At 44.1% G+C, this 20,892-nt stretch carries 21 protein-coding genes; 2 read left to right on the forward strand and 19 right to left on the reverse strand.

Translation table 11 applies throughout. The features are described from left to right. Nucleotides 1-87: 87 nt before the first annotated feature. Nucleotides 88-912, forward strand: a complete 825-nt coding sequence (gene prmC / locus LRM49_RS02895) for a peptide chain release factor N(5)-glutamine methyltransferase (protein ID WP_243777724.1) — start codon at nucleotides 88-90, stop codon at nucleotides 910-912. On the opposite strand, the gene LRM49_RS02900 is transcribed toward prmC, so the two are convergent. Together LRM49_RS02900 and LRM49_RS02905 are read right to left on the reverse strand one after the other, a co-directional pair. Further along, complete coding sequence (locus LRM49_RS02900; protein WP_243777725.1) at nucleotides 909-1,673, reverse strand: hypothetical protein; 765 nt, start codon at nucleotides 1,671-1,673, stop codon at nucleotides 909-911. The two genes, prmC and LRM49_RS02900, sit on opposite strands and share 4 nt — an antisense overlap. 21 nt (nucleotides 1,674-1,694) lie before the next feature. Next, nucleotides 1,695-3,338 carry an LCP family protein gene (locus LRM49_RS02905; protein WP_243777726.1) on the reverse strand — a complete coding sequence of 548 codons (1,644 nt, stop codon included), beginning with the start codon at nucleotides 3,336-3,338 and terminating at the stop codon, nucleotides 1,695-1,697. A gap of 41 nt (nucleotides 3,339-3,379) precedes the next feature. Between LRM49_RS02905 and lepB the strand changes: the two genes are divergently transcribed. Further along, complete coding sequence (gene lepB / locus LRM49_RS02910; RefSeq protein WP_129636950.1) at nucleotides 3,380-3,985, forward strand: signal peptidase I; 606 nt, start codon at nucleotides 3,380-3,382, stop codon at nucleotides 3,983-3,985. 6 nt (nucleotides 3,986-3,991) lie between these two features. On the opposite strand, the gene LRM49_RS02915 is transcribed toward lepB, so the two are convergent. From LRM49_RS02915 to ftsZ, 17 genes are all read right to left on the reverse strand, one after another. After that, entirely contained in the window at nucleotides 3,992-4,870 is an 879-nt protein-coding gene (locus LRM49_RS02915; protein WP_243777727.1) for a ParB/RepB/Spo0J family partition protein, read from the reverse strand. Next, a complete protein-coding gene (locus LRM49_RS02920; protein ID WP_129632346.1) occupies nucleotides 4,867-5,631 on the reverse strand; it encodes a ParA family protein in 765 nt (254 codons plus the stop codon). Before LRM49_RS02920 ends, LRM49_RS02915 begins: the two co-directional genes overlap by 4 nt. Nucleotides 5,632-5,726: 95 nt before the next feature. Beyond that, complete coding sequence (gene rplU, locus LRM49_RS02925) at nucleotides 5,727-6,032, reverse strand: 50S ribosomal protein L21 (RefSeq protein ID WP_243777728.1); 306 nt, start codon at nucleotides 6,030-6,032, stop codon at nucleotides 5,727-5,729. A gap of 69 nt (nucleotides 6,033-6,101) precedes the next feature. Then, a complete protein-coding gene (locus tag LRM49_RS02930; RefSeq protein WP_243777729.1) occupies nucleotides 6,102-6,929 on the reverse strand; it encodes a sugar phosphate nucleotidyltransferase in 828 nt (275 codons plus the stop codon). A gap of 8 nt (nucleotides 6,930-6,937) precedes the next feature. Further along, entirely contained in the window at nucleotides 6,938-8,287 is a 1,350-nt protein-coding gene (locus LRM49_RS02935) for a TIM44-like domain-containing protein (protein WP_243777730.1), read from the reverse strand. A 17-nt stretch (nucleotides 8,288-8,304) separates the two neighbouring features. Continuing rightward, nucleotides 8,305-8,553, reverse strand: coding sequence for a hypothetical protein (locus LRM49_RS02940; protein ID WP_243777731.1), 249 nt, complete (start codon nucleotides 8,551-8,553; stop codon nucleotides 8,305-8,307). Nucleotides 8,554-8,617: 64 nt separating this feature from the next. Beyond that, nucleotides 8,618-9,355: a hypothetical protein gene (locus LRM49_RS02945; RefSeq protein WP_243777732.1), complete on the reverse strand. Its 738-nt coding sequence runs from the start codon at nucleotides 9,353-9,355 to the stop codon at nucleotides 8,618-8,620. Nucleotides 9,356-9,442: 87 nt separating this feature from the next. Then, nucleotides 9,443-12,352, reverse strand: a complete 2,910-nt coding sequence (ileS, locus tag LRM49_RS02950; protein ID WP_243777733.1) for an isoleucine--tRNA ligase — start codon at nucleotides 12,350-12,352, stop codon at nucleotides 9,443-9,445. Nucleotides 12,353-12,654: 302 nt separating this feature from the next. Next, entirely contained in the window at nucleotides 12,655-13,341 is a 687-nt protein-coding gene (locus tag LRM49_RS02955; protein WP_243777734.1) for a LiaF transmembrane domain-containing protein, read from the reverse strand. 29 nt (nucleotides 13,342-13,370) lie between these two features. Beyond that, nucleotides 13,371-14,360 carry a WxL protein peptidoglycan domain-containing protein gene (locus LRM49_RS02960; protein WP_243777735.1) on the reverse strand — a complete coding sequence of 330 codons (990 nt, stop codon included), beginning with the start codon at nucleotides 14,358-14,360 and terminating at the stop codon, nucleotides 13,371-13,373. 100 nt (nucleotides 14,361-14,460) lie between these two features. Further along, the gene (locus tag LRM49_RS02965) at nucleotides 14,461-15,105 is read right to left on the reverse strand and encodes a hypothetical protein (RefSeq protein ID WP_243777736.1); all 645 of its coding nucleotides are present in this window, start codon (nucleotides 15,103-15,105) and stop codon (nucleotides 14,461-14,463) included. A 50-nt stretch (nucleotides 15,106-15,155) separates the two neighbouring features. Further along, nucleotides 15,156-15,851, reverse strand: coding sequence for an LPXTG cell wall anchor domain-containing protein (locus tag LRM49_RS02970; protein ID WP_243777737.1), 696 nt, complete (start codon nucleotides 15,849-15,851; stop codon nucleotides 15,156-15,158). 8 nt (nucleotides 15,852-15,859) lie between these two features. Beyond that, nucleotides 15,860-18,265, reverse strand: a complete 2,406-nt coding sequence (locus tag LRM49_RS02975; protein WP_243777738.1) for an RCC1 domain-containing protein — start codon at nucleotides 18,263-18,265, stop codon at nucleotides 15,860-15,862. Between the two features lie 108 nt (nucleotides 18,266-18,373). Further along, entirely contained in the window at nucleotides 18,374-18,979 is a 606-nt protein-coding gene (locus tag LRM49_RS02980; RefSeq protein WP_243777739.1) for a vitamin K epoxide reductase family protein, read from the reverse strand. Then, a complete protein-coding gene (locus LRM49_RS02985) occupies nucleotides 18,972-19,229 on the reverse strand; it encodes a hypothetical protein (RefSeq protein ID WP_129744170.1) in 258 nt (85 codons plus the stop codon). Before LRM49_RS02985 ends, LRM49_RS02980 begins: the two co-directional genes overlap by 8 nt. After that, on the reverse strand, nucleotides 19,229-19,684 hold the full coding sequence (gene nrdR, locus LRM49_RS02990) for a transcriptional regulator NrdR (protein ID WP_129632309.1): 456 nt from the start codon (nucleotides 19,682-19,684) through the stop codon (nucleotides 19,229-19,231). Before nrdR ends, LRM49_RS02985 begins: the two co-directional genes overlap by 1 nt. Before the next feature lie 5 nt (nucleotides 19,685-19,689). After that, nucleotides 19,690-20,883, reverse strand: a complete 1,194-nt coding sequence (gene ftsZ, locus LRM49_RS02995) for a cell division protein FtsZ (protein ID WP_243777740.1) — start codon at nucleotides 20,881-20,883, stop codon at nucleotides 19,690-19,692. Between the last annotated feature and the right edge of the window lie 9 nt (nucleotides 20,884-20,892).

Below are 20,892 nucleotides of genomic sequence, written 5' to 3' on the forward strand. Positions count from 1 at the left end.
GATTTGTCAATACTTTTTACCACTTTTCTCAGTTTTTGCAAGCATTTTACTTTTTACATTCCATAGATATATGTTATAATTAGCCACATGATTATCTCTGAATGGCTAAAAATTGCCACAAAATCCTTAAAAACAGCAAGCATCCCGTCCGCCAGATTAGACGCTGAATTGATATTAGCCAACACTTTACGAAAAAACCGCACTTACCTACACGCTCACCTGGACGAAGAAATTGACCCCAGGAGATTTGATATCGCAAATGCCAGACTAGACCTAAGATTAGACCGCGTACCAATCGCCTATATTCTGGGCTATAAAGAATTTTACGGCCGCAGATTCACCGTATCTCCCTCTGTTTTAATTCCCCGCCCTGAATCCGAAGATCTAATTTCATTGTTCTTAGAACTGACCGCCAGCGAAATTGCCGAAAAAGTTTTAATTGACGTTGGCACAGGGTCTGGCTGTCTGGGAATTACTGCCAAATTAGAGAGAAACAACTTGTCGGTGATCTTATCCGATATCAGCAAACCAGCCTTAAACGTTGCAGAAAAAAATGCGAACGCCTTAAATGCGGACGTCCATATTCAACAGCAATCATTACTTAATGGCCAGCTTCGACCCGTTGACTATATATTTGCCAATTTGCCTTACGTCGATAAGAATTGGGACGTGTCGCCAGAACTCCAATACGAGCCAGATATTGCGCTTTTCGCCGAAGACGAAGGATTGAAATTGATATTGCAATTGATCTCACAAGCACCACGATGTCTCACTTCAGAAGGTTTATTGTTTATCGAGGCGGACCCCCAGCAGCACAATAGAATAATTGACGAAGCCGTGAAAAATGGTTTTGTAAAAGAGAGAGTTCTCAATTACATCCTAGTCCTGCGTTTCACTGGTGCTAAAGATTAAATTACTACAGAATTTAAGAACACTAGCATCACTAAGATAATTCCGATTGTAAGAATCACTGGAGCGGATATGTCTGAAAACCGAATAGCTTTGTGTTTGTTGTAAGATTGGTAAGCTTTACTGGCGACAAGCGAGAATAGCAATAAGATTATCGTAACCTGTGAAACGCCGCCAAATAATGATTTTCCGTAACTGTAAGTCCAATAGTACGACAGCCAACCCAGTTCAGCAAAGACGAGTCCCCAGATTGCCGAAAGTAAAACCGTTTGTTCTTCATCATAACTGTGCAGGAAATGGCGCGCAGAACTATAGCCTATCAAGAACATCAGAATAACAACTACAGAAACTGGCCACTCGTACGATACCACCATCAGAGCGGTTACGCCGACGAAAATAGCGATCAACGATTGTATGGCAACCTGCCAGCGCTTAGACATCGGCTTAATTACAACCAGCCAAATTGCATATAATATCGCCAAGGCTACGCGGAAATAAAACACCGACGTAGGTAGATACATCAGACCAACAACACCAATTCCGACCGTTAAGTCAACCAAGTTAGCCTGGATGTTTGCCCACCAAAAACGCGGACGAACGGCAATTATACGCCATTTGCTCAGTACAACAAGAGCTAACGCTGGAAATGGAGTCTGAAACGCTTGAGCAATAACAAGTAATGCTGCCGCCAAGCCAATATTTAAGACATAGTAAACTAATTCGCTCCAAAACGTTCTTCGTTTAACAGTTTTCAGTAACTCCATAACTTACTCTATTATACCAAATTATGAGCCAGTTCCCACAACAACGATGAATTGTACATCAACATTCAAATTATACTTTGAAGAATCTGATGAAACCGAGCCGTACAACTCCTTAAATTTATCTTTTGTGGCAGTTTTTTCTTTACCAGCTGACAATTGATAAACTTGCGTCTTCCCTAACTTTTCATTACCTGGAGCGTTGCCAACATGAACAACTTTCATCCCTAATTCTGTCAATTTGTCCGCTTCTTTCTGCGCTGCACCAGCCACGCCGGAACCATTCAAGACAGCAACTGTGGCTTTTTCCTTAGATAACGGCGTTGCGTAAATCTCAGACTTTATATAAGCGCGAATGTCGTCATAATCATACAATCCCGCAGCCGGCTGGACTATGCTTGCGCCACCCGCCGTGCCAGTAGTCATAAGTACGTTGTTTTCCTCTACAAAACTCAATCTGTGAATATCAGATTCTTTTATCTCTGAGCCAAGGTTCATAATTGTGCGAATTTCTTTCGTGTCAATGTTTGTGCGTAAGTTTTTACCCATCGCATCCATCAGTGATGTCACCTTACCAAAGTCAGTCAGCGTTCCCGTGGAAGTAGCTTTGTTTTTCAGTGCCATCATAACCAATTGCTGATTCTTCTCTCGGTCAAAGTTAGATTGTTCCAATCCGTAAGTTGGCGCCACCAAACCACGCGCTCGAGAAAACCACATCGCCTTTTCGCCGTCCATTTCGTGCTTGCCGTTAGTTAATTGCATATAGTGACCTGTTGGGCATCGTTCGCGACGCTGCTGATAATTCAACTCCTTCGCTCGACACATCCAGTCCATACTTGGATCAAGAATTCCTCGTGGATCACGACTCTGTACGTCAACGGTAACTCCGCCGACCGCATTGACAGCATCACGAATCACCGCAGTATTAATATGCGCCACGTATTGAATATCCATACCGAATATATCGCCGATGAATTTCTTAGTTTTATCCATTCGTTCAGCTTCTGCCTGCGCGCTATCTCCATTATTCACGCAACCAAAATATTCATTGATTTTACCAGCGTAGCCAGAATTACACGCCATGCCAAATTTTACATACAAGTCACGCGGAATGCTGAACATATACGCGTCCTTCTTTGTCTGATTGACACTAAGAATCATCATCGAGTCGGTCAATGTCGCACCTGGATGGTCCGGATCGTCATCTGTTGTACCTAAAATCAGCACATTGCTTCGACCATAAGCATCCTCTTTCAGCTTCTGCTGCGAAAATAGCCCTAAGATTCCACCATTATGGAACACCGAGTTCATCGTCTGCCATAATTTTAATAGCAGCCAACCCGCCACAATTGCAATAATAATTCCGATAATCGCAAGAATAATCCTGGTAATTAATTTTTTCTTACGCTTCTGTTTACGCTCCTGCCGATGAGAAGGCTTGGTGTTTTCATCAATCGCCGCCAACGATTCGCTAATATTCTGCTTTAATTTATTAGCAGAAGTTGGTTGCTGAATATTTCTTGCCGCATTATTCGACACCTGCGGACTATCTTCGTTACTACGATAATGCCCGAGCGTAGTCGTTTTTTTGCTAGTAATTTCCCCCAACGAAGTTCGCTGTGGTCGCTTGGCGACAAATCCGTCCATCGACTGTTTGCGTGGTTTCATATCTATTGATTATAACACACAAAACGCTTATAATTGAAACAATGGACGCTACTTTTATGGATCGTCATCCAAAATTACAAGATGGCCTGGGAATGGTCATTTTCGTTGTTGGCGTGGTGATCGGCACACTTTTATTGAACACATTTGTATTTCAAACTTTCAATGTTGAAGGTGCCAGTATGGAAACGACGATGTACACCGGCGATCGTCTGATCGTCAATCGATTGCCCGTCACTAGCTCAAAATTGCAAAATAAAAATTATACCCCAAAGCGCGGACAAGTAATTGTGTTTAAGAATCCAAATTTCAATGCATCCACAGGTAAAGATGAGTACATTGTTAAGCGCGTAATTGCCTTTGCCGGTGAGCGAGTTACTGTGAAAAACGGCACCGTAACTGTTTACAACACAGAAAATCCCGACGGATTTAACCCTGACACCTCAGTCAATAAAAATGAGCCAGGACAACCTACTTCTGGAGATGTCGATACAACCGTACCAGAAGGCACGATATTCGTCATGGGTGATCACCGCCAAGGAAGCTATTCTTGCGACTCTCGAAACTGCATGGGACCGATCCCTCTTTATGACATCGTTGGGCCAGTTAGCCTACGAATATTTCCATTCAATAAAATTCGCTCGTTCTAATAAAAATTATTTTTCGAGTAATTCTCTTATTCGTTCAAATTCAAGATTATCCTTAAACTTGATGCTAATCTGACCAGCTCCACGGCCGTTTGTACGAATTTTCACCCCTGTTCCAAATCGCTTTGAAAGGCTTTCAATAGCATCTGCATGAGGCATATCTGCTGGGCGGCGTTTGTTCTCAATTGGACTAGCCTTCGCCTGCTTCCACAAAGTAACAACTTGCTCAATCCGTCGCGCTGACCACTCTTCGCGAATAGCTCGCTCCATAATATCTTCCGCGGCGTCATCAGGTAAACCAATTAGAGGTCTTGCCTGCCCTTCATTTAATCGCCCCTCAAACAACGCCTGCTGCACAGACTTCGGCAATTTCAGTAGCCTCAACGTATTACTGACTGCGCTTATAGATTTGCCACCCAAACGCTTGCCAATTTCCTCCAGCGTCATATTGAATTGGTCGCGCAATTTCTGATAAGCAGTCGCAGTTTCAAGCGCATTCAAATCATGTCGTTGCAAGTTTTCAATCAAAGAAATCTCCAGGCGATTTTGATCGCTCATACTCCTGACGATACACGGAACCTCTGTTAAATTCGCCCTATTCGCCGCACGCCAACGTCGCTCGCCTGCCACGATCAGATATTTATCTCCTTTTGGCGTCACAACAATCGGCTGAACCACGCCATGCTCGCGCACCGATTCCGTCAACTCATTCAAAGCATTCTCATCAAAAAAGCGACGCGGCTGATCTGGATCTGGGACAACTTGATCAATAGCAATATCTCTCAAATGAGAAACTTTCACGTCCTGCTGTGCGGTTGGATCAAACGTTTCATCAATCAAATTGGTCGGGATCAACGACCCAAAACCTCTGCCTAAACCTTTTTTCATCGTTCCACCCTCTCTATAATTTCTTTCGTTAGCGCCTTATAGGCCCGAGAACCTTTTGAAAAACGATCATACGCCCCAACTGGCGCGCCATGACTAGGAGCTTCAGCCAAGCGAATGTTTCTCGGAATGCTATTCTTGAAAATCTTATCTGGGAAATATTTTTTAACCTCAGCGTGAACTTGCCCGGATAATGTAGTTCTGGAGTCCATCATCGTCAATAAAACGCCCAATAATTCCAAAGGTGGGTTGAGTCCCTTCTTTATCAATTTCATACTTTCCAAAAGCTGCCCCAATCCTTCCAATGCGTAAAATTCTGCCTGAACTGGAAGCAATACGTAATTAGCGGCAATCATACCGTTGACTGTCAACAAACTCAAACTCGGCGGACTATCAATAATAATATAGTCGTAATCCGTCGCCTTCTGCAAAGCCTCTCGCAAGCGAACAAACCTTCCCTGCGCCTGCGCCAATTCCACTTCCGTATTCGCCAAATGAGGTGTAGCTGGAGCGATTGATAAGTTTTTATATTCCGTTGGCAATATGATATTCGCCAGGTCAATTTGTCGCATAATCACCTCTGATATTGTTGCGCCCAAATTTTGCTTATCTATTCCAAGTCCACTGGTGGCATTACCCTGCGGATCAAAATCCACCAACAATGTTTTCTTGCCAGCTTTTGCCAAAAAATATGCTACGTTAATTGACGTCGTTGTTTTGCCGACGCCACCTTTTTGATTTGTCACCGCAATGATTTTTGTCATTCGTTCCCCTTTTTACCTGCCTTAATTATAGCATGAGCAGAACATAAATAACAGACATCAAAAAACCGCTTCCTTTGCGAAAGCGGCTCTTCAGATTATTTGATTGACGTAATTTCAATCTTCGTGTACTTCTGGCGATGACCAGTTTCTTTGTGTACACGCTTCTTACTCTTGTAGTGGATAACGCGAAGCTTGTCGCCCTTAACTTCCGCTTCTACGACCTTAGCCTTAACGCTAGAGCCTTTTACAGTTGGCGTACCAACCTTGATTTTATCACCATCAATCACTAAAAGTGCGTCGAGAGTGAGTTCTTTTGTGCCTTCAGGGAGGAGATCCACCAAGAGGGACTCTTTTTCGCTGACAAGATATTGTTTGCCAGAGATTTTTACGACTGCTTTCATTTCGTTCCTTAATTATTATGAATTAACTCTAATAATTCTATCAAAAACTAGCAATAAAATCAAGTACGGTTAGCAAGTAGCGTTTTTCGCCATAGCGTTATTCGCTTTCAGCCAACCACTCGGTGAGCCGCATTCCATATATTCGCCCTTAGCTTCGCCAACAACAATCACGCCGCCGCCATCAATGTACGCATTAATCGCGTCCGTTAGCTCAAACTCGCCTCTCTTAGGGTTCGCCGGCAAAGTTCGCGCCAACTCGAAAATCTCTTTGTTCAAGACGTAAAAACTTGAATTACTGAGATTACTTGGAGCTTCTTCCAATTTTGGCTTTTCAATTATTCGCACAAAATTGCCCTGATTGTCAGTTTCAATAATCCCTGTTTGCGGAATAAATTCCTCTTCAACAGGATTTCCTAATAGCCCAGCCGACAATCCGCGTGATTCCACCAGCTCCGCCAAATCAGCCGCATTTGAGCCGCCGTCGTCACGCCAAAAGAATTGATCACCCATAATCACAAAAGCCGACTCGCCCTGTTCAATAAATTCGCTCGCCAAACCAACTGGAATACTTGTGCCGTAACCACCAGTTCCCGGCTGAGTTAAAAAATGTATTCGGACGTCGCGAAGTGGCACCACCAGAGGAAGCTTGTCCTGCTTACCCGCTCGACGTAAATAATCGTTCAATTGAATATTCGATCGATAATAACTCTGCACCTGCGTACTCTGCTCGCCAACTACGAAGTAGATATCCTTAACGCCTGCTCGCACGACGTCTTGCACGATATAATCAATCACTGGACGAGTACCGACCGGCAACATACACTTTTCAATAGATTTGGTAATAGGTAGCATTCGCGTGCCCCAGCCCGCGACCGGAATAATAGCTTTAGTAATCATAGAACCTCCTACATCTTCAGCTCTTTGTGAGCCCTTCTTAAAATCTCCAACATTTCTGCATAGCGTTTTTCATCAGAAGAAACCCGGGCATATAAAATAACTATATTGTCCATCACTTCAATATTAGCTTTTATGTCCTGGTCATACAGCCATGCCATAAAACTCGGATTTAATAGCTCAAAGCTCACCGCCTGATCTTCGTTTGTGGCAAAAATGGTATAGCGTTTATTAAAATCACTCCACTCCATTTTGACTTTTTTATAGCCAAACGGAGCTATCACGCGCTTCCTAAAAATGCTATTATCATCCCTGTCGACCAAAATTCCGCCGTAAGATTTAGGTAGCATAATCTGACCAATAAGGTAATTAACTTCATCCTTATTTTTACCTTCATCTGTAAATCCATTACCGTTTTTAAGCACACAAGTATAAAGCTGAACAAGAATGCCACCATCCCAAACACCAATAACGTGGTTATTTACGTCAGCAGAGTTAAAATAGCGCGGCAAAAATAAGTTACCACCCTTCGGAAGAAGTAGTCTACCCCAATCCAGACTAAAATACATGCCGTTATCTTCGGCAAACTTGTTGAGTGAACCAATCAACGTACCTACATCTTCCGTCGGCTGATTTATGCCATCCAACTTCCATTCGTTACCTTCACGAACAAAGTTCCACTTCTCCGCAAACTCTTCGTTAGTGCTTCGGATTTTCTTACCTGTAGCAACCTCCTCTAGCCTATCGTCTGCTTCCGCTAGAAATGCTACACTCACCCTATCGCTTTGATTATTAGCATCGTCATGTGCGTCAGCAAAAATAGCCTCATTTATCCGCACGTTATCGACGATATTCCTACGACCCATTTGACGTAAAGCCTGCATCACTAGTCCAATGTGATTTGAATATCTCTGCGTCGTGTACTTACGAATTGACTCATAGTCTAAGTTACTCCAATCATACTGAAACCTCTCGAAAACTTGCCTAGCGTAATTAGTAAGATTATCTGGCTGCCATAACGAATCAATAGAGGAAGCTTGGCAAACTGTATTCGTAGCCACCTCGCTATTTTGGCGAAATACTTTGAGCTTATCAACAAATACAGAGATAGCAGCCCCCACAAAAGTAGAAATAACTGCACATATGAACCACATTAAATCGGCTAAATACAGTAAACTAAAAACTAGTCCAACAGCAACACCCACCAAGAAGCCTGCTATTTTTGATCTAGTCTTCCTTTTTACAAAGCCCGCCACACCGCCCGATACAGCTGCAGGTAGCATCAAAATTAAGGACCCTCCAGAAGAACCCGACCCTCCTCCGCCGGCTCGAGCAAAAAAAGTAAAAAACTCAATTAACATGAGCTAATTATACACTATCAGCTATCAAAATCTCCATCCGCGCGAGACCAAAACTTACGAATATCTTCTATTTCGTCAGCGTCTAGCCGAATTGCCTGTGGCTCCCGCTGCTCTTTAATAATTTCTTCAGCAAGTCCATCCGCCAGCGGATCAATTGGCGAAAACCCTATTTTACTACCGAATAATTTGTTGAATAAATTTTGCATAACTTTTTTATTTTTATCAATTAACAATGATACATTAGCATAAGTACGATTAAAAGTCAATAGAATATCCTCCCATGGAGAGGAGGATATTTTTTACTGAAATTCTTACGATAATCTACAAAGACTACGATCGCTTAATGATTGCAGCACCGCCAGCGGTAATCACTGTAACTGCAGCGGCAATAACTGAATATACACTTACGCCAGTTTCAGCCAGAGACTCAGTGCGCTCAGCTTCTTTGTGTGGAGCAGAAACTGAAGCTGAGGTTGATTCTACTAGAACTGGAGTAGTCGCTACATTAACGTTTTCCGATTCAGTTGAAGCTTCAGGATTTACCGGATTTGCTGGAGTAGCTGGATCTGGATTAGCAGGAGCTTCCGGCAAACTTTCTGGGTTTTTCAATGTTGCCGATGTCTGGCTCAACTTCACAGCCTTTGTCAGATTACCACCAACAGTCAATGCGACAGTTTGACGCAATGAGTTGTCGTAATTGCCTTCTTTGTCAAACCAGTATGTGTCAATTGAAATAGGAGTATCATATGGGATTGAGTCGGCAGAACTTGGGTAATACTTCTTCACCAGCTCTTCAATTGACAACTCACTACCCCGCATCAATTCTTGACGAATAGCGCTTTTTAATTGAATCTTATTCGCACCGCTAGTTATTACAAATCGATAATGGTCGTTCGCGGTACCTTCAAATTTAATTGTATTTTTCTCACCCTTATATTGAGCGGTGGAAACTGTTATTTTTGGTGCAGCCGGCAGAGTAGTCTCTAGCGCAGACGCGGTTACATTGCCGAATATCACGCCAACAGTAGCCAACGCAGCGATAGCCCCAACCTTAATTAAGTTAGTCATAGCTTATCCTTTCAAATTATTATGCTATGAACTTGTTATACTAGCTGCCCTTGACTTTTGCAAGCATAGACGTTATAACTTGGTTTTTTACGCTTTTTTCAGGGAAATTTCTACCAATTTACCCTCGATTTTGGCGTCATATTTTTCTGATTCATCGACTGCAGAATTCAATTCCACAGCAAGAGTTTCAGATTTAATGACGTCAGCGAAAGCGTCGATAGCTTGAGATATTTCAGAATCGTCGCTGAAAATACTCAGCACAATTCGATCATCTATCTGCAGACCAGCCTGCTTGCGCGCGCTTTGGACGTGGCGAACAATTTCACGCATCAAACCTTCGCGCTTTAGTTCAGGAGTGATTGTTAAGTCGTAAACAACGCTCGGTTGCGCCGACTCAGACTCTGAATCTGTAACAATTTCAACCGATTTCACATTCAATTCATCTTTAGCGATATCAATCAAGAACTGCGCAACTTCCGCTGGCGTATCCTGAGAAATAGTATTGATAAGTTTCACAGACGCCAACGGCTGACGCACCTTAATTCCCTCTGATGCACGCTTCGACAAGCCGTCATTCACCGCAGTACGCAGTGCATTCATGTCGCGTAGCATTGAATTGTCTATTTCACCAGCCGGCAGCCAATCTTTAAGATGGATCGACTCGTTATCGCCTGTCAAATTATGGTACAATTCTTCCGCTAAGAATGGCGTAAACGGCGCTAGCATATAACTGAGTCGCACCAAAACGTAATGGAGCGTGCGGTAAGCGTCATTTTTATCACCGTCATCTTCAGATTTCCAGAAGCGGCGGCGGCTGCGTCGGACGTACCAGTTACTTGCGTCGTCTAAGAACGGCAAGATCGGCTTGGTTGCGTCCTGCAAATTATAGTTATTAAGACCTCGCTCGACCTCTGTTATCAATTGATGCAACCTCGACACAATCCAAATATCCAACGGATTTGTTAAATCGTGAAGCGGATCTGACAAATCGCCGTTAAACTCCCAGCCGTCAACTTCAGCATACATCGTGAAGAAATCGTACATATTCCAGATCATACCAAGCTTACGCGCCACGTCCATCACATCCTTATCCGCCAAGGCAAAATTTTCGCCGTTCGTTAGTGGACTTGAAAGCATCAAGAATCGGAAGCTGTCAGCCGAAGTCTTATTCATAAGCTCCATCGGATCGGTATAATTCTTCAGCTTCTTGCTCATTTTTTTACCGTCGGCAGCATTGATAAATCCAGTACAAATCAAATTCTTCCATGGAGATTTACCGAACAAAGCCACGTTTACCGCTGTTAAGCTATAAAACCAACCGCGCGTCTGGTCAATCGCTTCAATGATAAAGTCAGCCGGAAAACTTGCTTCAAACTTTTCCTTGTTCTCAAATGGATAATGGAATTGAGCAAACGGCATTGAGCCAGATTCAAACCAACAGTCCAAAACCTTGCCGATGTGATGCATTTCTGCGCCGTCGCACTCAAACGTAACGTCCATAACTTGCGGTAAATGATAATCGTCCAACTTGCGACCCGTAACTTCTTCAAATTCCGCAAAACTTCCAATCACCTTCACTACTTCCGTGCCATCATTCTTCACGCCCTTCCACACTGGAATTGGTGTTGCCCAGTAACGGTCGCGGCTCAAATTCCAATCCGGCGCCTGCTCGATAATGTTATGGAATCGTCCAGTCCTCAGATTGTCTGGCGTCCAGCTTGTCTGCTCGTTCGCCTCCAACATTTCCTTTTTCTGGCTCTGAATATCCATAAACCAACTTGGGTGAGCACGGTACATCAATTTCGTGCCACATCGATGACAATGCGGATATTCGTGGCGAATATATTCAATTTTCAGCGCCCGACCTTCTTCTAATAAAGTCTTCGCTATTTCCTTATTCACCTCCCAAATATTGCGACCCAGCCATCTGCCCTCTGTGTAATTTCCATCACCATCAACCAACGACAATACTGGTACGTCATTTTTTCGGCACAATTCATAGTCATCCTCGCCGTAAGCTGGCGCGATATGAACAATTCCTGTACCATCATCGGTCGTCACAAAATCGGCGTGAAGAATCTTATGCGCAGCCGGCCCACGATTTTCGAATAGCGGCTCGAATCTTTTACCTACCAATTCAGAACCCTTAATCGTCTTAACAATCGAATATTCCAACGGCTGGTGCTTTTCGTCCGTCATAACTTTCTCAACGCGGTCGCTTGCAACGTAAAACTTTTTATCGCCGTACGCCACCAAAGAATAATCGACATCCCGATTCACCGCCAAGACCATATTTGCCGGCAAAGTCCACGGCGTCGTCGTCCACGCAAGCAAATATTCATCCTCATCCTCCAGCTTAAAGTAGACGAATAAGCTCGGGTCAGTGTCCATTTGATAGCTATTTTCCATAGCCACTTCACTCTTAGAAATTGGCGTTGCGTCCTTTGTGCAATAGACCAAAATCTTTTCTCCTTCGTAGATTTTGCCTTCTTCATAAAGCCTCTTGAACGCCCACCAAACAGATTCCATGTAATTATTATCCATAGTTTTATAAGCACCCTTAAACTCGACCCAACGACCAATTCGCTCAATCGTGTCCTCCCATTCGGTGCCAGTTCGAACCATAGCCGCTCGACATTCCTTGACGTAATCTGAAACGCTAATTTTTGTGCCAATCTCTTTTTTGTTAGAAATGCCTAGCGTTTTTTCGACGTAAACCTCTGCCGGCAGTCCGTGACAGTCCCAGCCCCAACGGCGCTCAACTCGCTGACCTTTCATCGTGTGGAAGCGTCCCATAGTATCCTTCACCGTGCTGACCAACAAATGACCGTGGTGCGGCGTTCCCGTCAAAAACGGAGGACCGTCATAAAAAACCCAAGAATTATCAGCAGGACGCTGTGCGATCGACTTGTTAAATGTGTCATCCTCTTTCCATTGCTGCACCCAATCTTTCTCATATTCCGCAGCTCGACGACGTGTTCCGTGTTTGAATTTCATTGTACTACCTCCTTATTTTTAGACTTTTGATAGCTATTTTTCAATTAAAAATCACCTCTTTTGACTTCGAGAATCCGCTCAGGTGTTTTATGCGGACGGTACCATCTCGATTCCAAAAGAAGTGATTCTTTCAGCTCTTTATTTGCTATTTACGCAAGCTCACGGCAGGTTCTAATCTCGACTTCATGCCGATTTCTTCCCGCAGACTTCACGGCTGATAACCGCTCATTTCACGCCAATTCAACATACGCGAAAACGCCCTACTGTTATTGTAGCGCGTTTTCATCAAAATCCCAAGAACTTTATTTAATTTCCAGACCGCCTAAAATACACTCACCCTTCAGATATAGAGTCTTTTTGGCAGAATCTTTAGGTAGAGTTTTGTCATCAGTTCCGCCCAAAAATCCGCGCACTTCGTTCTTAACAATCACATCGTCTGGCAAAGTAATGTTAACGCCACCGCAAAATGTAAAAATTTCAATTACAGAACCGTCTTTAATCTTTGCTTGACGCAAATCCAAATCCACGCCACCAAATATCGCAACCAACGAACCGCCAGTATAATCACCTTTTACAGCGTCTTCTTCACCCCAAAAACAAGCAATTTTCTCATTAACAGCGCCGTCTTTATCCAACTTTTTAGAACGCTTAACACCCTTAGGGCTAGTATTAAACATCATCGCCAAACCAGCAGCAATCAAAACTACAGGCCAAAATACCTTCCAAATACTAACGTCAACTACTCCGTAAGAATTGAAGCCAATCAGAATGCCAATCGCAACCAGCAATAATCCCCAAATCCACGCCGTTTTATTTCGATAATTGAATATATTCACCAGCCCAGACAATACAAATCCTGCAGCCCAAACCGTACCCCAGAAAATATCCCAGCTAATGTTGATAATATCGAGGTTCTTCAATAGTAGAACCCCGCCGAGCGCCACGACTACAATGCTCAAAAACGCTCTAATCAGAGAACTTTTCTTCATATAACTATTCTATCACTTTTTTTATAAACTTAACGCTTTTTAAATTGAACAGTTTTTTTGTTCCGCTTTGATTTTATGATAATTATCACTATCAAAATAATGAACAAAAGTATTCCGCCGCCAATCATCATTAACGCTGTAGTTGATGGCCAGAAGAACAATTCTTTTGGCTCGGCGGTTTTTGTTATTAGCTCATTTTGGTCCTGACTAATTCCCCACTCGCCAGCCTTCTTTTTATAGGAAATCGACAACTCTACTTTATATTTTCCACCCCAAAACGGCGCTAAATTGCTATCATAATTAAACTGCCGCGTTTCATTCGCAATCATCGCATTCACGCCACCGTTTTTATAGACAACATTTCCCATCGGGTCTTTCACAACCAGCTTTACGTCAACATCAGCCGACACATTGCCAGAATTTTTTAAGGCAATTTCATACAATTGACTACTGTTAGAATTCTTAACATTAAACTTCTCAATCGTCACGTCGCGGTGAATATCGCCAGGAACGGTTATCGCCATACGGATAGCCTGACGAGTCTGAACTTGAATGCCGCCAGCATTATTTGACGCCTGCTTAACCTTCCGCTGAACAACCATACATGCATTATGCTCGCCAACATCTGCTTTGCTTGGAACATTTACCGTAAAATCAACAAGCGCATTTTCGTTCGCGCCAAGAGTCACCTCTTTCTTAGAAACAGAAACCCACTTGCCCGCGCCAACTTTATCCTCCGACTTCTCCTTGCAAGTCATATCGCCAGTCGTCGTAACCGTACCGTCAACCGAATAAACTTCAATCGTTTCTTCTTTATCAGACCCGTTTTGAACATACAATTGGTCAGATTTCGAAGCGCCACCAGAAAGATTATAGATGAAAATTGAGCTTGTCCTGGGATTATTTGGATCAGGATTTGCTGGTCGACCACCAATGCCATTAGCAGACACCGACACAGGTAGAATTAGCCCTACAATCATCGCCACTCCAATAACCTTACTCCACAACGAATTCTTCATATCCCTCCTTAAAAACCTATTATGCTTATTATATCAATGTCACGCATAAAAGAATAGACACTCATCAGAATGTCTATTCTCGCTTAATAATCTAAGTCCGCTAAAGAGCCGTAATCGTTTGAACCATTGGCAATACGTATGTACCTGCCGCCTGGCCAGCTGGGATGGTTTGGGCTAATGAGGTATTAGTTATATATCCAGCCCATACTTTACTAGCAGTCGCTGAAGCGCTCATTAGTGTTACGGGACTAGTACCAGAAAAGGTCGTAGAAGTACCCTTGGTAATACCTGCAGCTGCACCAATTACAGGGGTAACTGTACCGCCAGCTGGATTAACTGTTAGGCGACCCTCGTTAATAGTTCCGTTGTATTTATACTGTTTTCCACCGCCAGCAGACCAGACACCAGTTCCTGGGGTCGCTACGTTTAGCGTCAACGTCCAGCCATTATCTGCGGCACCTGGGTTTTCGGCATAAATTCGATTGTCGTTATCTCCAAAAACACCAATTCCCGACCCCAATGAGGATGACACTGTCGTAGCGCCCATAGCGAATGTTGGATTATTAACTAAGGAATTAGTCGAGTCACGAATATCAGTACTCAAAACTCCAGGATTAATTGTCTGAGAGAGTTTAGAGTTAGCAGTAGTTGCGGCATTAGCTACAGAAGGGTTTGTCATATTATACAACCCCAATAGACCGACCACGCCTACGCTCGCAACGATCAACAACGTTAACTTTTTCATTTTTTCTCCTTACTTAATTTATTACATTATAACTTATTATGCTTATTTTTTCATTCATCCCTCTTTTTCTGTTTTTTAACAATAAATAACATAATGAACGCCGCAACAATTACACCAATACCAGCAGCCATAATCATCCATAAATTAATTCCCGTATTAGCCAAAGCCTTACTTATCTCTTTAACAATCTTTGGAATAACAATAACATCTTCAGTGGTCTTTTTCGGAGTCGTAAATGAAAAATCAGCAATCCGCACTACTTCTGGGGATGTTGCATTATCCTTCAGCTTAGTCGTAACACGACCGTTATAGGTATGTTCTGGAACTGGCGGCATAAAATTATTACCCGGATGATTATTCTGCCAATTTGAAAAATCCAACACCCATATATTTCCGTTAACTTTAAGCTCGCTATCCCGTCCCAAAACAAAAGTCCGACCATTAAACTCAACCTTCAAATCGTGTTGACCTGTCGCAGGATTAGCTATTGTATGCACCGCATCATAAACACCATATACCAACAAATCTTTCCCATTTACCAAATCAAATTTAGAGAATTTTGGCAGAAAAATCGGACAAATTGACTCATTCATCTGACTGCCAGTTTCCAGAGAATCATGAGTACAATCAGTAATCACTTGCGACAAATTAGAATTAGCCGACGAATCCGCGAAAGCCGAATAAGGACTGCTCAAAGTAGCTAGTAGTGTTATGACGATGAATAATTTTTTTACTCTATTTTTCATACTCAACCTTATTGCGCTGTTACCGTTAATGTCATTGGTAGTTCATAAGTTCCTGGTTTTTGATATGCTGGAATAGTCTGGTTTAATCGAACGTTCCGTAGCAAAAATGCGCACCCCAATTGACCAGTTGACCCGCTGCTGCTCATCAATGTAACGCCGTTAGCCGTAGCGGTCCCTACCTTAAATTGAGAATCAACACCCTTTGATATTCCTGATGTTTGGCAAGTTGACCCGCTCAATGAACTACCCGAAGCTAAGACAGATGATGTGCCAAAATTGACAGACAGAAATCCCTGATCGCCATTAGTGCCGTTGAACATATACGATTCTGTGCCGCCAGTTCGCTTCCACTTGGCGGTCACACCGTCAGATGCCGACAACACAACGCTCCACCCAGAGCTGGTCTGTGTATTCGTAACTTCAATTTGCTTCGAACTTGAGTTAGATAAGAGGGCGTTGGTAATTACACTACTGCTACCAATAATGGAATTATCAAAATTCGTGACAGGATTCACGACCGTAGCGCCAGCATTATCCCTAAAACGAATGTCTAACGATCCAGGAGCAGTCTTAAATTCTGGATACATTGTGTAGCTGTCAATACTAGATCCAGGAGCGGCAGTCGTGTCGGTTACCACACGGACACAATAGCTGGTGTTTTGTTCCAAGCCATTATCCGCCAAGACAAGGTCCCATAAACCAGTCTGCCCTGACTCAATGCCTTGATAATTAGTAAAAGTTAACGATGAATCAGTTGTTGGACGAACAATCGATTGGTGGGCGTAATTGTGACTGTTGGTGGGCAGCACTGGATTGTCAGAGATAGCACTAATGGCTGTTTGATGCGCTGGGCCGGTGACAGCATAACGCAGACTGGAGTTTGTAGTAATATTTTGCCAATCACCAGACGACACAGCACTACAACTGGTGGCAGTTTTCTTGGCATATTGAGCGCGAAGTTTCATGTTGCCAGGAGGAACTGTGGTGTTCTGAAGAGTTTTATTGCCGTCCGCCGTCAGACCCACCCTAATCCGGAACGAACTGCCAACTTCTGGTAAAGTGGCCACCGCATTGGTTGCAGCCAATGGCGTTCCTGGCTGAACGGCATTGTTCCATTTATATAACCGACTAGCTGATTGCTCAACTGGCACATTAACGCCAACTGAACTAACTGCCAACGGGATTGACGAGTTGGTGGTGGAGTTGTTACCCAGTTGCCCATATTCATTATTTCCCCAGCAGTAGGCTTTACCTTCGTTGGTGAGAGCGCAGGTGTAGTCGCTGCCGGCAGTAATGGACTGGAAGCTGACGCCGGCTGGCATTTGGACGGCGACTGGGGTTGATGAATTGGTGGTCGAGTTGTTACCCAGTTGACCACTACTACCATATCCCCAGCAGTAGGCTTTGCCTTCGCTGGTGATGGCGCAGGTGTAGTCGCTGCCGGCAGTAATGGACTGGAAGCTGACGCCGGCTGGCATTTGGACGGCGACTGGGATGCGGGAGTTGGTGGTCGAGTTGTTACCCAGTTGACCACCATTACCCCGCCCCCAGCAGTAGGCTTTGCCTTCGCTGGTGATGGCGCAGGTGTAGTAATAGCCAGCGGCGATGGACTGGAAGCGAGCAACGCCGGCTGGCATTTGGACGGCGACTGGGATGCGGGAGTTGGTGGTCGAGTTGTTACCCAGTTGACCACCATTACCCCGCCCCCAGCAGTAGGCTTTGCCTTCGCTGGTGATGGCGCAGGTGTAGTAATAGCCAGCGGCGATGGACTGGAAGCGAGCAACGCCGGCTGGCATTTGGACGGCGACTGGGATGCGGGAGTTGGTGGTGGAGTTGTTACCCAGTTGACCTTGGCCGTTCCATCCCCAGCAGTAGGCTTTGCCTTCGTTGGTGAGGGCGCAGGTGTGGTAATAGCCGACAGTAATGGACTGGAAGCTGACGCCGGCTGGCATTTGGACGGCGACTGGGATGCGGGAGTTGGTGGTGGAGTTGTTACCCAGTTGACCTTGGCCGTTCCATCCCCAGCAGTAGGCTTTGCCTTCGTTGGTGAGGGCGCAGGTGTGGTAATAGCCGACAGTAATGGACTGGAAGCTGACGCCGGCTGGCATTTGGACGGCGACTGGGATGCGGGAGTTGGTGGTGGAGTTGTTACCCAGTTGACCTTGGCCGTTCCATCCCCAGCAGTAGGCTTTGCCTTCGTTGGTGAGGGCGCAGGTGTGGCCGTAACCAATAGTAATTTGACTAAATGACCATTCCATATCTCCCATCACCGTCGCACTACTCTGACGAGTCAATAGATTTCCAACCGTAAAGAATATGCCAACGACCACACAGATCATGAGGCTGGCAAACAAAACAAGCCGAGGACCAGCAAATCGCCGCTGATTGATCATTAATCTTTGGTTTTTATTCATTTCCGACATCATCGTATTAAGATGCACCTTCGACTTCTACTATTTTTATTAATAATTAACTTGTGGTTATCATTATAGCATAAGTTTTTTAATATAACATAAAAATTCTTATAATAATTGATCACCAAATTTTGCCAAAATCATAACAACAGCCAAAGTGATGATTATCATCAGCAGCACTATGTCATAATCATTTTGAACAAATTTTTTTACTTTTTTTCCAGTGATAACCCCAGTTAGGATATTGTATCTTGTCATGCCGCCAAAAATTAGCAACATGCCAACATCAAGTGTTAGACACCAAGGGCACAGCATCCCGATTTCTACAAAACTCATATAGAACATCCATAGCGCAAAAATAAATCCAATACTAACGCCAATTTGCGCCGCAACCATAAACCAGCGCGGAAACTTAGTGCCAGCCAGTAACGCCACCCCGATAGTTACCATCACAGGCAGAGCCATAAGACCAATAAAGGCATTTGGAAAACCAAGCAGCGACGCCGACCAATGCTGGGCCACACTGCTACAGCTGATCACCGCATTTAAATCACACCCCAGGACTGTATTTGGAGTTTTTGCCAGGACCAATGTTTCGATAGACAGGATAAATGACGCCAGTAAACCAACTCCTGCGCCCGTCAGTAGTGAGATTTCAGCAATTTTTTGACGCTTATCTTGCTTAGAAAACCATTGAGCAAAAAACTTAAACATAAAAACTCACTTCGCTAATTGTTGGTAGCGGCAAACCACGCCAAAGGTTTTGCAATTGACCACTGTCGCTCAGTGCGATAATTGTTGGATATTCCACAATATCATACACTTCGCAAAAATTATTACCTTCTGCAGAATCAGGACTCATTTCCTCTAAAACCCGACCGGTTTGTCGGCTAAAATCACGCAGAAAGTCTGAAACTTGGCGCGCATAATCGCTTTCCGAACGATAAATCACAACTACTCGCATTACAATTCCCGCTCGCCCTTACTGCGTCGCTTCGCCAAAATCTCCACAAAATCGTCCAACGTCTTAAACTCATAAAAAACGCTAGCGAAACGAACATATGCCACTTCATTACGCTTTTCTAGTTCGTCCAAAACTTGATCGCCAATCTGTTTTGATGTAACTTCCGATTCGCCTAGAGCATATAAAGAGTCTTCAACCGCTGTAATGATATTATCGACTTCCTCGTCAGACTTAAAGAATTTTCCGACCGAACGGCGCGTCGAATTCGCCAATTTCACCCGGTCAAACAGCTCGCGATCGCCATTTTTCTTTATCACCGCTAGATTCGGCTTTTCAACTCGCTCATACGTAGTAAATCGCTTGCCATCTGGAGTTTCCCTGCGACGTCGAATTGCGGCACCGTCAGAAACTTCGCGTGATTCAATAACGCGACTATTGCCGATATTAAACACCATTTTATCTACTCCTTGTTCTTCTTTCGTCGCCTCAGAAATGCCGGCGTATCATCCTCATCATCGTCAGATTCGACGGTTGGATTTTCCCAAATATTAGTTTCTGGCTCAGTCGCAAAACTTTCGGCAGATTCTTCCCTGTCCAACTCTAGGTCAATATTTTTAACCATTTCGTCATCAACTTCTGTTTCGGCAGGTTTCGTGTCGTCGCCTACAGTCAAGCTAACTTCCTGCTGGCGGAATGTATCGCTATCAAATCCTGTCGCAATCACCGTAATGACCAGCTCGTCTTCCATTTCCGGCTTCAAAGTCGCACCAAAAATAATGTTGGCATTCGGACTAACAGCGCTAGTAATAATTTCTGCAGCCTCCTGAATTTCCGCCATACTCATGTCGTAGCCACCAGTTACATTGAACAATACACCCTTGGCGCCATCAATCGACACCTCAATTAGCGGACTTTCAATAGCTTGCTGCGCCGCCTGAACCGCTCGGTCATCACCACTTGCTCGTCCAATTCCCATCAAAGCCGAACCAGCATTACTCATAATCGCCTTAACGTCAGCAAAGTCAAGGTTAATCAAACCATGCTCAGTAATCAGTTCAGAAATACCTTGAACACCCTGCCTTAAAACATCATCAGCAATCTTAAATGTTTCCAGTAGCGGCGTTCGGCGATCAATCGTTTGCAATAATCTGTCATTTGGAATAGTAATCAAGGTATCAACCTCGCGTCCCAAGTGAGAAATCGCCCAATCCGCGTTAACTCGGCGCTTTTCACCCTCAAAGCTAAACGGTCGAGTTGCCACACCAACTACCAAAATACCAAGCTCGCGCGACACTTCTGCCACAACATAGCCAGCACCGGAACCAGTTCCGCCACCAGCACCAATTGTCACAAATACCATGTCTGCACCCTCTAGCGCTTCCCTAATTTCGTCACGAGATTCATTAGCTGCGGCCTCACCAACAGTAGGGTCAGCACCAGCGCCCAAACCATTAGTTGCGTCACGACCAAGATGAATTTTTATGTCAGCCTTCGAATTATGCAACGCCTGAGCGTCCGTATTCATAGCAATGAACTGAACGCCAGTTAGACCAGCGTCTTTCATTCGGTTAATAGCTGAGCCACCAGCGCCGCCGACACCGACGACTTTTATGCTGGCAAATGTTTGAACTTCACTTGGTTGTATTTGCGGCATATATTCCCT

It is taken from the genome of Candidatus Nanosynbacter sp. HMT-352, from assembly GCF_022819365.1.
In the GTDB taxonomy this organism is placed as follows: domain Bacteria; phylum Patescibacteriota; class Saccharimonadia; order Saccharimonadales; family Saccharimonadaceae; genus Nanosynbacter.